Annotated in this window: 11 protein-coding genes; all 11 read left to right on the top strand. The window is 64.0% G+C overall.

Annotation, left to right across the window (positions count from 1 at the left end; genetic code table 11):
• The first annotated feature begins 106 nt into the window (after positions 1-106).
• The 11 genes from feuP to JVX98_RS16820 all read left to right on the top strand — a co-directional run bounded on the left by feuP (position 107) and on the right by JVX98_RS16820 (position 14,192).
• Positions 107-778: a two-component system response regulator FeuP gene (gene feuP / locus JVX98_RS16870; protein WP_034789361.1), complete on the top strand. Its 672-nt coding sequence runs from the start codon at positions 107-109 to the stop codon at positions 776-778.
• Positions 768-2,153, top strand: coding sequence for a HAMP domain-containing sensor histidine kinase (locus JVX98_RS16865; RefSeq protein ID WP_192447456.1), 1,386 nt, complete (start codon positions 768-770; stop codon positions 2,151-2,153). Before feuP ends, JVX98_RS16865 begins: the two co-directional genes overlap by 11 nt.
• A 237-nt stretch (positions 2,154-2,390) precedes the next feature.
• Entirely contained in the window at positions 2,391-2,831 is a 441-nt protein-coding gene (locus JVX98_RS16860; RefSeq protein ID WP_192447455.1) for a hypothetical protein, read from the top strand.
• 129 nt (positions 2,832-2,960) lie between these two features.
• Complete coding sequence (ccmI, locus tag JVX98_RS16855; RefSeq protein WP_205239246.1) at positions 2,961-4,097, top strand: c-type cytochrome biogenesis protein CcmI; 1,137 nt, start codon at positions 2,961-2,963, stop codon at positions 4,095-4,097.
• Positions 4,094-4,546 carry a cytochrome c maturation protein CcmE gene (ccmE, locus tag JVX98_RS16850; RefSeq protein ID WP_043625713.1) on the top strand — a complete coding sequence of 151 codons (453 nt, stop codon included), beginning with the start codon at positions 4,094-4,096 and terminating at the stop codon, positions 4,544-4,546. The genes ccmI and ccmE overlap by 4 nt, the downstream gene beginning before the upstream one ends.
• Positions 4,543-6,531: a heme lyase CcmF/NrfE family subunit gene (locus JVX98_RS16845; protein ID WP_205239245.1), complete on the top strand. Its 1,989-nt coding sequence runs from the start codon at positions 4,543-4,545 to the stop codon at positions 6,529-6,531. The genes ccmE and JVX98_RS16845 overlap by 4 nt, the downstream gene beginning before the upstream one ends.
• Complete coding sequence (locus JVX98_RS16840) at positions 6,528-6,983, top strand: cytochrome c-type biogenesis protein (protein WP_205239244.1); 456 nt, start codon at positions 6,528-6,530, stop codon at positions 6,981-6,983. The genes JVX98_RS16845 and JVX98_RS16840 overlap by 4 nt, the downstream gene beginning before the upstream one ends.
• A 326-nt stretch (positions 6,984-7,309) precedes the next feature.
• Entirely contained in the window at positions 7,310-8,869 is a 1,560-nt protein-coding gene (locus JVX98_RS16835) for a Do family serine endopeptidase (RefSeq protein ID WP_192447450.1), read from the top strand.
• Positions 8,870-9,057: 188 nt separating this feature from the next.
• On the top strand, positions 9,058-9,756 hold the full coding sequence (locus JVX98_RS16830) for a response regulator transcription factor (protein ID WP_043625726.1): 699 nt from the start codon (positions 9,058-9,060) through the stop codon (positions 9,754-9,756).
• Positions 9,753-11,156 carry a HAMP domain-containing sensor histidine kinase gene (locus tag JVX98_RS16825; protein ID WP_192447448.1) on the top strand — a complete coding sequence of 468 codons (1,404 nt, stop codon included), beginning with the start codon at positions 9,753-9,755 and terminating at the stop codon, positions 11,154-11,156. The genes JVX98_RS16830 and JVX98_RS16825 overlap by 4 nt, the downstream gene beginning before the upstream one ends.
• 81 nt (positions 11,157-11,237) lie before the next feature.
• A complete protein-coding gene (locus tag JVX98_RS16820) occupies positions 11,238-14,192 on the top strand; it encodes a bifunctional [glutamine synthetase] adenylyltransferase/[glutamine synthetase]-adenylyl-L-tyrosine phosphorylase (protein WP_205239243.1) in 2,955 nt (984 codons plus the stop codon).
• Positions 14,193-14,208 lie beyond the last annotated feature (16 nt).

The raw sequence follows: 14,208 nt of genomic DNA, 5'->3' as shown, positions 1-14,208 counted from the left end.
TACGAAGGTCGCTGTAGCACTTTGAATGGCTGCGTGTTCTTATCCTTGAATTGGCCAGATTTGGCGACACATGCAGCAGGATGGCCGCGAGAGGAAGTAAAGACGGATGCGCATTCTGATTGTCGAGGACGACGCCAACCTGAACCGGCAGCTCGCCGAGGTGCTGAAGGAGGCCGGCTACGTCGTTGACCAGGCCTATGATGGCGAGGAGGGGCACTATCTCGGCGACGCCGAGCCCTATGATGCCGTGATCCTCGACATCGGCCTGCCGGAGATGGACGGCATCACCGTCCTTGAAAAATGGCGCGGCGACGGCAAGACCATGCCGGTTCTGATCCTGACGGCGCGTGACCGCTGGAGCGACAAGGTGGCCGGCATCGATGCCGGCGCCGACGACTATGTCGCCAAGCCCTTCCACGTCGAAGAAGTTCTCGCCCGCATCCGCGCGCTGATCCGGCGCGCTGCCGGCCATGCGAGCTCGGAGATCGTCTGCGGCCCGGTCCGCCTCGATACCAAGGGCTCCAAGGCAACGGTCGATGGCGTGGCATTGAAGCTGACGTCGCACGAGTTCCGGCTGCTCTCCTATCTCATGCACCACATGGGGCAGGTGGTTTCGCGCACGGAACTGGTCGAGCACATGTACGATCAGGATTTCGATCGCGATTCCAATACGATTGAAGTGTTCATCGGCCGGCTGCGCAAGAAGATCGGCAACGATCTGATCGAAACGGTGCGCGGTCTCGGATACCGTATGCAAGCGCCGGGCAATGGCAATTAGATCGCTCACCGCACGCGTTCTGGTGGTCTCCACCGTCTGGGCGGTGGTGGCGCTCGTCGTGATCGGCGTGGTGATCTCCGAGCTCTATCGCCAGGGCTCCGAGCGCGGCTTCAAGGACCTGCTGCGCGCCCAGCTCTTCAACGTCGTCAACTCGATTTCCGTCAACGAGAGGACGGTGCTGTCGGGGAGCCCGCAGCTTGGCGACCTCCGGTTCTCGCAGCCGCAGACCGGCTGGTACTGGATCGTCGATCCGATCGGCGAGTTCGACACGCCGCCTTTGATCTCGACCTCGCTCGGCAACGGCAAGCTGCCGATCGCCAGCGTCGACGAGGTGCCCTTCGATACCGGCTATGTCCGCTTCTACACCACCAAGGATCCCTTCGGGAACGAGGTCGAGGTCTCCGAGACCGAGGTCGTTCTCGACATCCAGGGCCACACGGCGCGCTTTCGCGTGGCGGGCAACCGCGATGTGCTCGAGGCCGACATCAACCGCTTCACCCGCAACCTGACGATCGCGCTCTCCATCTTCGGTCTTGGTGGGCTTGGCGTGAACGCGCTCACCATCCTCTTCGGTCTTAGGCCTCTCGATGAGGTCCGGCGCTCGATGGAAAAGATCCGCGCCGGCGAAAGCGAACGCTTGGATGGCGCATTCCCGCGCGAGATCCAGCCGCTCGCCAACGAGGTCAACGCCCTGATCGACAGCAACCGCCGCATCGTCGAGCGCGCCCGCATGCAGGTCGGCAATCTCGCCCATTCGCTGAAGACGCCGATCGCGGTGTTGCTGAACGAGGCGCGGGTGCTCGAGGCATCGCACGGCGAGCTGGTGCGCACCCAGGTCGATGCGATGCAGACCCAGGTTCAGTCCTATCTGAGCCGCGCCCGGATCGCGGCGCAGCGTGAGTCCGTGCTGGCGCGGACCGAAGCGCAGCCGGCGCTCGAACGCCTCGTGCGCGTCATGCGCAAGCTCAATCCGGAAAAGCAGGTTCATCTGTCTATCAACCCGCCGGGACTGGTTCTTGCCATGGAGCTGCAGGACGTCGAGGAGACCGTCGGCAACCTGCTCGAAAATGCCGCCCGCCACGCCCGAGCCGAGGTATGGCTGAACGTCAGGCCGGCGCCGAGCGAGGTTCATGCCAAGGAACCAGGACGGCAGTGGATCGTTCTCGATGTCGACGACGATGGGCCGGGGCTCAACCCCGACCAGATCGCCGTGGCGATGAAGCGCGGCAAGCGGCTCGACGAAAGCAAGCCGGGAACCGGGCTCGGTCTTTCGATCGTCAGCGAGATCGTTCGGGAGTACCAGGGCACCATCACCCTGTCGCGGCGGGACGAGGGAGGCTTGCGGGCGGAACTGGTTTTGCCGGCGGCCGTTTAGAGGGTGCGGGAGAAATACGTGGGTCTGGCGTCGCTCGCTTGCGAATCCATCGTGATTTAGGGGTCACACCCGTGCTTGAAAATGTCACACCCGCAGGGCCCGCCGTTGCCTCGGCACGCGGGGAATGCCAAAAGAAAATCAAGGACTAGTCGTCACCGTGCTCGAATGGAACGAGCTTAAGGATGCGACTTCGGATAGGATGATTGAGTGTCGCGGATCATGAGGAACCAGGCAGAAATGACACGGGCTATTGTCGTCGGCGGCAGGATCGTTGTGGTCGCTTCGGCCGTCGCACTGGCCGGATGCGGCACGACGGGCAGCAAGGGTGCGGCCGCCAGCCTCGGCTCGACGGCGACGCGCGGTGCCACCTCGACCAATTACATCGCGGCACTCCAGGGCGGGGTGATCGCGCGTCTTACCGATCTCGACATCGGAGCATCGGACCGCCAGCGGGCCCTGGAGGCGGAGTACCGCGCACTTGAAGCGGCCCCCGGTGGCCAGCCGGTGACCTGGGACGGGCGCGGCGTCAACGGTTCGGTCGTTGCAGCCGCTCCCTATCAGGTCGGGTCGCAGAACTGCCGCCAGTATAGCCACACGGTTACCGTCAAGGGCCAGCCGAAGACGGCGCGGGGCGCTGCCTGCCGCAACCCGGACGGCAGCTGGACGCCGCTGACCTGAGGCCTGGCGGGCCGGGTCTTCCGGATGCGCCCGGGCGGCTCGATCCGCCGTTGCGGCGAAACGCCTCAAATCTCCGTCATAAGGGGTTTTCGTGTTGGAATGGCATGGGGGCCATAGTATTGAGCTTCCATGTTGTTCTGGATCCTCGTCGCCACCCTGACGGCGGCTGTCGCTGCCGTGCTCATCCTGCCGCTGCTGCGGGCAGGGGAAGCCCCGTCGTCTCCCCACAGCCATGACATCGAAGTCTATCGCGACCAGCTCGAGGAGTTGAAGCGCGACCAGGACAGCGGTCTGATCGGCGGCGATGACGCCGAGCTTGCGCGCGCCGAAGTGGCGCGCCGGCTGCTGGCCGTTGGCGAGAGCGACAGCGAAGTGGCGCCGGCTGCTGCGCCGCGTCGCAGTGTCAGCCGTCTGGCCCAGGCCTTCGTGCTGCTCTGTCTTCCGGCCGTCGGGCTCTGTCTTTACTTGCTGACCGGCAGTCCGGGCCTTCCGGCGCAGCCGCTCGCCGCACGCCTGGCCGATCCCAATGGCGACATCAACATCCTGATTGCCAAGGCCGAGAACCACCTGGCGATAAACCCGAACGACGGCGCCGGCTGGGACCTGCTTGCGCCGATCTACATGCGCAACGGCCGCGTCGAAGATGCGGTCGATGCCTATGACCGGGCGATCCGCCTGCTCGGCCCGACGCCGGCACGTCTTGGCGGCTACGCCGAGGCAATGGTCGTGCAGTCCGACGGCGTCGTGACGAGCAAGGCGCAGGACGCGCTGAAGCAGGCGCTCGCGCTCGACCCCAATGACCCGCGCTCGGAATTCTATCTTGCCCTCGGCCTCAAGCAGGAAGGCAAGAACGCGGAAGCACTGACCGCCTTCAACCGGCTGGTCGCGACGTCGCCGGCCGACGCACCCTGGCTGCCGCTCGTCAAACAGCACGTGGCTGAATTGGGGGGCGCCACCAGCGCTGCAGCGCCGGGCAATCCGAGTGCCGATGATGTGGCTGCGGCCCAGAGCATGAGCGCCGGCGATCGCCAGGAAATGATCCGGGGTATGGTCGGCAGCCTCGAAAGCCGGCTGAAGGAAAATCCGGATAATCTCGAAGGCTGGGCGCGACTGATCCGCTCCCATGTTGTCCTTGATCAACGAGACAAGGCGCTGGCCGCGCTAAGGGAGGGCCTGAAAACCTTCCCGGCCGATGGCGACGGCGGCAAGCAGCTGCTGGCGCTGGCGCGTCAGCTCGGGATTGCCACCGACGGAGTAACGCAATGACGCGCAAACAAAAAAGACTGGCGATCATCGGCGGCGGTGTCGGCTTCCTGGTGCTTGCAGCCTTCCTCGTGATGTTCGCCTTCAGCCAGGCGATCGCCTATTTCTATGTGCCGAGCGACCTCGAAAAGGCCAACGTACCGCCGGGAACCCGCATCCGCCTCGGCGGCGTCGTCGAAGCCGGCTCCGTCAAGCGCGGCGACGGCAAGACGGTGACCTTCACCGTCACCGATACGCTGAGTGGCGTGCCGGTCACCTATACCGGTATCTTGCCCGACCTGTTCCGCGAGGGGCAGGGCGTGGTGACGGAGGGAACCTTCGTCGCGGGAAGCTCGGTCTTCGTGGCCGACTCGGTTCTCGCCAAGCATGACGAGACCTATATGCCCAAGGATGTCGCCGACCGTTTGAAGGCGCAGGGTGTCGAGCTCAGCGGGAAGGAAACCATCAAGTGATCATCGAGCTCGGACACTACGCTCTGGTTCTGGCGCTGGCGACTGCGGTCATTCAGGCGGCCCTACCGATCCTCGGCGCACGGCTGAACGATCGCGGCCTGATGGAGCTGGCCTCCAGTGCCGCCGTCGCCTGCTTTCTGCTCGTCGCTTTCGCCTTTACCGTCCTCACCTTCGCCTACGTGACCTCGGACTTCTCCGTCCGCAACGTCTGGGAAAACTCCCATTCGCTGAAGCCGCTGATCTACAAGATCTCGGGCGTCTGGGGGAACCATGAAGGCTCGATGCTGCTTTGGCTGTTGATCCTGACGTTCTTCTCGGCGCTGGTTGCCGCCTTCGGGCGCAACCTGCCTGAGACGCTGAAGGCAAACGTGCTTGCCGTCCAGGCCTGGATCGCGATGGCCTTCGCGCTCTTCATCTTGCTGACGTCCAATCCGTTCGCGCGGTTGATGCCGGCGCCGGGCGAGGGCAAGGACCTGAACCCGATCCTGCAGGATGTCGGTCTCGCCATCCATCCGCCGCTGCTCTATCTCGGTTACGTCGGTTTCTCCGTCTGCTTCTCCTTTGCCATCGCGGCCTTGATTGAGGGCCGGATCGACGCGGCCTGGGCGCGTTGGGTCCGGCCCTGGACGCTTGCCGCCTGGACCTTCCTCACCGCCGGCATTTCGATGGGCTCCTACTGGGCCTATTACGAGCTCGGCTGGGGCGGCTGGTGGTTCTGGGATCCGGTCGAAAACGCCTCCTTCATGCCCTGGCTTGCGGGAACCGCGCTTTTGCACTCCGCGCTGGTCATGGAAAAGCGCGAGGCGCTTAAGATCTGGACGGTGCTTCTCGCGATCATGACCTTCTCGCTGTCGCTGCTCGGCACCTTCCTCGTGCGTTCGGGTGTCCTGACCTCGGTTCACGCCTTTGCGACCGACCCGACCCGCGGCATCTTCATCCTCGCCATTCTCGTCTTCTTCATCGGCGGCGCGTTCACGCTCTTCGCCTTGCGCGCTTCGCATCTGAAGGCCGGCGGTATCTTCGCGCCGATCTCGCGCGAGGGCGCGCTGGTCTTCAACAACCTCATCCTGACGACGGCGACGGCGACGGTCCTGACCGGCACGCTCTATCCGTTGGTGCTCGAAGCACTGACCGGAGACAAGATCTCGGTCGGCCCGCCCTTCTTCAACATGACCTTCGGCCTCTTGATGCTGCCGCTGCTCTTTGCCGTGCCCTTCGGCCCGCTGCTTGCCTGGAAGCGCGGCGACTTTGCCGGCGTTTCGCAGAGGCTCTTCGCAGCGGTCGCCATCGGCCTGCTCTTCGGTGTCGCCTATTATTACTTCATGAACGGCGGGCCGGTTCTTGCACTCTTCGGCATTGCCCTTGGCGTCTACGTGATCGTCGGGTCGTTGACGGACCTGGCGCTGCGCTCCGGCCTCGGCAAGGTCGCAGGCAACGTCGCCTGGCGGCGCTTCTCTGGCCTGCCGCGTTCGGCTTTCGGCACGGCGCTTGCGCATATCGGCCTTGGCGTCACCCTGATCGGCATCGTCGCCGTCACGGCCTTCGAGACCGAAACCGTCGTGGAGATGAAGCCGGGCATGACGGTCGATGCCGGCGGCTACACCCTGCGCTTCGATGGTATGCGCAATGGCAGCGGCCCGAACTATTCCGAGGAGTCCGGCCACTTCACCATCAGCCGCGGCGGTGTTGCTATTGACGAGGTCTGGTCATCGAAGCGCCTCTACCAGGCGCGCCGCATGCCGACGACGGAAGCCGGCATCCGCACCTTCGGCTTGAGCCAGCTCTATGTCTCGCTCGGCGACCAGATCAGCGAAGGCGGTATCGTCGTGCGCATCTGGTGGAAGCCGATGATCCTATGCATCTGGGGTGGCACCCTGTTCATGATGGCGGGCGGCTTCGTCTCCCTGAGTGATCGCCGCCTGCGCGTCGGCGCACCTACCAAGGCCAAGCGACCGAAGACGGTGCCGGTGGGGGCTGCGGAATGAACCGCCTGCTCCTGGCACTCCTGCTTCTGTTCGCGCCTGTCGACTCGGCCTTTGCCGTCAACCCGGATGAGGTGCTTGCCGATCCCGCGCTCGAAGCGCGGGCGCGGGCGATCTCGGCGGAACTGCGCTGCATGGTCTGCCAGAACCAGTCGATCGACGATTCCAACGCCGAGCTTGCCAAGGACCTGCGGGTGCTCGTGCGTGAGCGGCTGGCCAACGGCGACAGCGACACGGCCGTCATCGATTACGTCGTGTCCCGCTATGGCGAATTCGTATTGCTGAAGCCGCGCTTCGAGACGAAGACGCTGATCCTTTGGGGCATGCCGGCGACCCTGCTCCTCGTCGGGGCGATTACGCTTGTTATCGCCTCTCGCCGTCGCGGCGCCCAGGTAAAAGGGACGCCGCTTTCCGAGGACGAGAAGGAAAAGCTGAAGAAGCTGCTTCAGCCTTAACGCGGCGCTCGCCAAACGCGCATCCGTTGCACCGGCCCCGCACTAATCTTTTGATATCGCTGGAGATCCCCTCCAGTGGCGGGCAATGCCGTTCGCGCCAACGCGCAATTCCCGGTAGGCACTTAGCCAAGCCCGAGCCAGCTCTTCACAACATTACCAAAAATTCATTTTCCGGACAGAACTCAGTAAGGTCCCATCCGTTACATCTTTGGTCATCGGCTGTTCCTCCAGTCAGCCAAAACGAATTCCGCCTTCCCTGAGGCGGTTTCGCAACCAGGTTTCGGTGCCGTCTTCGACGGCATCAAGGAAGAGAAAAGGCAAAACGGATGTTTACGACCAAATCCCTGCGTCCCTCCCTCAAGACCGTTCTGAAGACCTCGACCGTCGCCGGCCTTGCCGCCGTCATGCTGACCTCGGGTCTGCCGGCCAGCATCTCGCAATCCTTTGCCGATCCGGTGAAGGTAGAAGCGCCGTCGGTGCCGAGCTTCGCCAACGTCGTCGAGGCCGTTTCGCCGGCGGTCGTTTCGGTCCGCGTCCAGTCGCGTGCCAATCCGGTGTCGGAAGACGGAAGCGGTTTCGACTTCAATTTCAACGGTCGCGGTTTCGATGATCTGCCGGAAGACCATCCGCTGAAGCGTTTCTTCAAGGAATTCGGCCCGCGCGGCGACGACCGTGCCGACCGCGGCCCCGGCCGTCGTGGCCCGAATGGCGAAGGCCGCCTGCGTCCGACCGCTCAGGGCTCCGGCTTCTTCATCTCCGATGACGGTTACCTCGTCACCAACAACCACGTCGTTTCCGATGGCTCGGCCTTCACCGTCATCCTCAACGACGGCACCGAACTCGACGCCAAGCTGGTCGGCAAGGACAGCCGCACGGATCTCGCCGTGCTCAAGGTCGACGACAAGCGCAAGTTCACCTATGTCAGCTGGGCCGACGACAGCAAGGTCCGTGTCGGCGACTGGGTGGTTGCCGTCGGCAATCCCTTCGGTCTCGGCGGTACGGTAACCTCGGGCATCGTCTCGGCGCGTGGCCGCGACATCGGCTCCGGCCCCTATGACGATTACCTGCAGGTCGACGCGGCAGTGAACCGCGGCAACTCGGGTGGCCCGACCTTCAACCTCTCCGGCGAAGTCGTCGGCATCAACACGGCGATCTTCTCGCCGTCGGGCGGTGGCAACGTCGGTATCGCCTTTGCCATCCCGTCAACCGTTGCCAAGGATGTGGTTGCCGACCTGATCAAGGACGGTTCGGTTTCCCGCGGCTGGCTTGGCGTGCAGATCCAGCCCGTCACCAAGGACATCGCCGAATCGCTCGGCCTTTCGGAAGCAAGCGGCGCGCTCGTCGTCGAGCCGCAGGCCGGTTCGCCGGGCGAAAAAGCCGGCATCAAGAAGGGCGATGTCGTAACCGCGCTGAACGGCGATACGGTCAAGGATCCGCGTGACCTTGCCCGCAAGGTTGCGGCGATCCGCCCGGGCACCACGGTCGACCTGGCCCTGTGGCGCGACGGCAAGGCGGAAACCGTCAAGCTCGAAATCGGCACGCTGCCGAAGGACGACAAGGAAGCTGCCAAGAGCCAGGACGACCAGTCCGATGAAGCCCAGCCGTCGAGCGAGCAGGCACTGGCCGACCTTGGCGTCTCGGTCGTGCCGTCCGATGATGGCAAGGGCGTCACTATCGCTTCGGTCGACGAAGACTCCGATGCCAGCGATCGCGGACTGAAGCAGGGCGAAAAGATCGTCTCGGTGAACAATCAGGAAGTGAAGTCCGCCGACGACATCCTGAAGGTCATCAACACTGCCAAGAAGGACGGTCGTAGCAAGGCGCTCTTCCAGATTGAGGCCCAAAACGGCAGCCGCTTCGTGGCCCTTCCGATCGACAAGGGCTGATCGCGGCAGTCAGATGATTGACCGGAGCGCCGCGATTTCCAAGTGATGTCGCGGCGCTCGCCGTTTGGAGCGGGATGTGAAAAGGTGTGTGCGGTTTTCCGCCCGCGTCCCGCTCTCCCTCACGAGAGCACTCGCCAACCCGGTTGTCGAAAGTCGAAACCGGTTGAGACAGACAGGGGTCCGGGACTATGGTCGCGCGTATGAAGATTCTCATCATTGAAGACGATCTCGAGGCGGCAGCCTACCTGGCGAAAGCCTTCCGCGAGGCGGGCATCGTGTCCGATCACGCCAGCGATGGCGAGAGCGGCCTGTTCATGGCCAGCGAGAACAATTACGACGTTCTCGTGGTGGACCGCATGCTGCCGCGTCGAGACGGTCTCTCTGTCATCACCGAGCTTCGCCGCAAGGACATCCACACGCCGGTGCTGATCCTGTCGGCGCTCGGCCAGGTGGACGACCGGGTAACGGGTCTGCGCGCAGGCGGCGACGATTATCTGCCGAAGCCCTATGCCTTCAATGAGCTGCTCGCTCGCGTCGAGGTGCTCGGCCGCCGCAAGGGCACGCCGGATCAGGACATGGTTTACCGCGTCGGCGATCTGGAACTCGACCGCCTGTCGCATTCCGTGCGCCGGCAGGGAAAGGAAATTCCCCTGCAGCCGCGCGAATTCCGCCTGCTCGAATATCTCATGAAGAACGCCGGCCAGGTCGTCACCCGCACGATGCTGCTGGAAAACGTCTGGGACTACCACTTCGACCCGCAGACCAACGTCATCGACGTGCATGTCTCGCGGCTGCGCTCGAAGATCGAGAAGGACTTCGATGTGCCGCTGCTGCGCACGGTGCGCGGCGCCGGCTACATGATCAAGGATGACCGGGCGCCCGCATGAGCAAGCTTCGCGTTCTCTTCAGAACGACCGCGGTCCGGCTTTCCGCCCTCTACCTCATCCTCTTTTCGCTCTGTGCTGCCTTTCTCGTCATCTACGTCACCGGCATGTCTGAGCGGCTGCTGCAGCAGCAGACCCGTGATGCGGTCACCGCCGAGGTGGCGCAGATCGAGCAGGTCTATAGCCGCGCAGGCATGAACGGCCTGTTGCGCTCGCTTGAGCGGCGGGCACGTCAGCCGGGCGCCAATCTCTACGTGATCGCGGGACCGAGCGGCGAAATCCTCGCCGGCAACGTCGCGAGCCTGGAGCCGGGCCTGCTCGACAGCGAAGGCTGGACCGAGCGTCCTTTCGCCTATCAGCGCTATACGGACGAGAGCAAGAAGGACACCCATGTGGCGCTTGCCCATGTGCTGGTGCTCGACAATGGCCTGCGCATTCTCGTCGGCCGCGACCTGCAGGAGCCACAGAAGTTTCGCGCGCTCGTGCGCCAGGCGCTGATGGTGGCGCTCGGCGTCATGGGGCTCGGCGCGCTCGTTATCTGGTTCGGCATTGGTCGCAACGCCCTGAAGCGCATCGACCGCATGTCGGAGGCGAGCACCAAGATCATGGCCGGCGATCTGTCGCAGCGTCTGCCGATGAGCGGTTCGGGCGACGAGTTCGACCGGCTGTCGGAATCGCTGAACGCCATGCTCAGCCGCATCGAGAAACTGAACGAAGGGCTGCGACAGGTCTCCGACAACATCGCCCACGATCTGAAGACGCCGCTGACGCGGCTGCGCAACAAGGCGGAAGCGGCCCTTGCCCGCAAGGGCACGAGCCAGCGCGGCGCGCTGGAGGAGATCATCGGCGAATCCGATCAACTGATCCGCACCTTCAACGCGCTTCTGATGATCTCGCGCGTCGAGGCCGGCTCGTCTGCCGCCGAGATGAGCGACATCGACCTTTCGCAGATCGTCGCCGATTGCGTCGAGCTCTACGAACCGGTGGCCGAAGATGGCGGCCTGAAACTCGAAGCCGACGTCGCCCCGGAACTGGTTATTTCTGGCAACCGCGAACTGATCGGCCAGGCCCTCGGCAACCTCATCGACAACGCCATCAAGTATGCCGATGGCGCCGAGAACCCCCTGATCAAGGTCTCGCTGGAAAAGCGCGAGGGGAGTGTGTTGCTGTCGGTTGCCGATCACGGTTCGGGCATACCTGCGGCGATGCGCGACGAGGTGATCAAGCGCTTCGTACGCCTGGACGAGAGCCGGTCCAAGCCAGGCACCGGCCTTGGCCTGTCGCTGGTCGAGGCAGTCATGGAAATGCACCATGGCGCGTTGCATCTCGCCGACACGGTTCCGTCCGCCGAAGGCGGCAAGGGTCTGACGGTTCAGATGGTTTTCCCGGTGGCGGCAACCTGATAGACCGGTTCTGGGAGAACGAGGCGGAGTGAGGCAGCGCGCGGCCGTTGCGCGCGTCGGCTCCGGCGAAAGGGAGACGGCATGCAGGAACAGGTGCAGAAGTGCTGGGCGGTCGAGACGACACCGATCCGTGCGGCGACACAAGCCGATGCCAAAACAGCGCTTTCGGTCTTGAAGGATATGGCCAAGGGCCACGAAAAGGTCGCAAGCCTGCTTGCGTCCGACACGCCGTTCAAGACTTTCATCGTCTCGGCCTTTGCCCTTTCCCCATTCCTGCGCGATACCGGCGACAGCCGACCGGCTATTCTCGAAGAACTTCTGTCGACCGAACTCACGGCTTTCCTGAGCGAGCGCGTACGCCGCGCCCGCGATGCCTGGAAGCCGAACGAGGGCGGCGCGGCATTGCCGGATACCGAGATCATGGCGCGGCTGAGACGCGCCAAGCGTGAGCTCGCCTTCGCGGTTGCTCTCGCCGATCTCTCCCGCCATTTCGACGGGCGCGAAACCACCCGCTGGCTCAGCGAATTCGCCGGTGCGGCCGTCTCCGCGACGATCGACCACCTGCTCTTGAGCGCGCACGAGAGCGGCAAGCTGAAGGTCAAGGATGTCGCAAACCCCAGCGCCGGTTCCGGTGTCGTCGTGCTCGGCATGGGCAAGCTCGGCGCCTTCGAGCTCAACTATTCCTCGGATATCGACCTCGTCGTCTTCTACGATCCGCAGTCCGGCATCATCGTGGACCGCGACGATGCCTCGGAAACTTTCGGTCGGTTGCTGCGCCGCTTGATCCGCATCCTGCAGGAGCGTAGCGGCGACGGGTACGTCTTCCGCACCGACCTGCGCCTGCGCCCGGACCCAGGTTCGACGCCGCTGGCGATCCCGGTCGAAGCGGCGATGCTCTATTACGAAAGCAGGGGGCAGAACTGGGAGCGCGCCGCCTTCATCAAGGCGCGGCCCGTCGCCGGCGACATCGAGGCCGGCGAGCACTTCCTCAAGGACCTGGTCCCCTTCGTCTTCCGCAAATATCTCGACTATGCGGCGATCGCCGACATTCATTCGATCAAGCGGCAGATCCATGCCCACAAGGGACACGGCGAGATCGCGGTCAAAGGCCACAACATCAAGCTCGGCCGCGGCGGTATCCGCGAGATCGAGTTCTTCGTCCAGACCCAGCAACTGATTGCCGGTGGCCGCATGCCGGACCTGCGCCAGCGCGCAACCGAGCCGATGCTGCGGGCGCTCGTCAAGGCCGGCTGGATCGACGAGGAGACGGCCGACGAACTCGTCGAGGCCTATTGGTTCCTGCGCGATGTCGAGCACCGGATCCAGATGGTGCGCGACGAGCAGACCCATGTCCTGCCCGAGACCGAAGCGGAGCTGAAGCGCATCGCCTATATGCTCGGCTTCGAGGATACGGCCGCCTTTTCCAAGGCCCTGTCGCGCGTGCTCAAGACCGTCGAGCGCCGCTATGCCCAGCTCTTCGAACAGGAAGCCAAGCTCTCGACCGAGACCGGAAACCTCGTATTCACCGGCCAGCGCGACGACCCGGACACGCTGGAGACGCTGAAGAAGCTCGGCTTCCAGCGGCCGTCGGATATCTCCCACACGATCCGCACCTGGCACTATGGCCGCTACCGCGCGACGCAGTCGGTGGAGGCGCGCGAGCGTCTGACCGAGTTGACGCCGGAGCTGCTGCGGGTCTTCGGCGAAAGCCGCCGGGCCGACGAAGCGCTGCTGCGGTTCGACAACTTCATCTCCGGCCTGCCGGCGGGTATTCAGCTCTTCTCGCTGCTCGGCAACAATCCGGGCCTCCTGTCGCTGATCGTCAATGTCATGTCGTCGGCGCCAAGGCTTGCGGAAATCATCGCCGCGCGCCCTCATGTCTTCGATGGCATGCTCGATCCCGGCCTGCTCGCCGAACTGCCGACGCGGGAGTATCTGGCGCCACGCATCGCCAATTTCGTCGGCGGCGCAAGGCACTATGAGGAGGTGCTCGATCGCCTCAGGATCATCGCCGCCGAGCAGCGCTTCCTGATCGGCATCCGGCTTTTGACCGGCGCAATCTCCGGCGCGCAAGCCGGCCGTGCCTTTACCGATCTTGCCGACCTCATCATCGCTGCGGCGGTGAAGGCGGTCGAGGATGAAGTCCGCTCCGTTCATGGCGATTTCCCCGGTGGCCGTATCGCCGTCGTCGGCATGGGCAAGCTCGGCAGCCACGAGCTGACCGCGGGCTCGGACGTCGACCTGATCCTGCTCTACGACTACGACGAGACGGCAACGGAATCCGACGGCGCCAAGCCGCTTGATCCGACGCGTTATTTCACGCGGGTGACGCAGCGCCTGATCGCCGCACTTTCCGCGCCGACGGCGGAAGGCATTCTCTACGAGGTCGACATGCGGCTTCGTCCCTCGGGCAACAAGGGCCCGGTTGCAACCCGGATCAACGCCTTTGCCAAGTACCAGCGCGAAGAAGCCTGGACCTGGGAGCATCTGGCTTTGACCCGGGCGCGCTGCATCTGCGGCGACGACCGGCTGATGGCCGAGGCCAACGGGATCTTCGCCGAGATCCTCGGGCGCAAGCGCGATGTTACCAAGGTTAGCGCCGACGTGATCTCCATGCGCGAGATGATCGATAGCGAGAAACCGCCGAGCGATATCTGGGACTTCAAGCTGATCCCGGGCGGTCTCGTCGATATCGAGTTCATTACCCAGTATCTGGCGCTCGTGGCCCCGGCCAAGGGCGTTCAGCCGCTGACATCGGGCACCAATACCGCCGACGCGTTGAAGCTGCTTGGTGACGCGTTGATGAACCCGAACGATCTCGATGTGGCGCTGGAGGCGCTGCATCTTTTCACCGAACTGTCCCAGATTGTGCGGCTTTGCATCGAGGGCGAGTTCGAGCCGAAGGAAGCGCCGGCGGGCCTGATCGATCTCGTCTGCCGGGCAGGGGACTATCCGGACCTTAAAACCTTGGAGGGAGACGTCCGCAGGCTTTCCAAGTCCGTGCGGCGCGTCTTCCAATCCGTCGTTTCGGGGTGAATGGGGCCGCGCGGAA

The organism is Ensifer sp. PDNC004 (genome assembly GCF_016919405.1).
Taxonomy (GTDB): domain Bacteria; phylum Pseudomonadota; class Alphaproteobacteria; order Rhizobiales; family Rhizobiaceae; genus Ensifer.
Note: the sequence above shows the minus strand (reverse complement) of the source record. Positions and strands in the feature narration are given on the sequence as shown.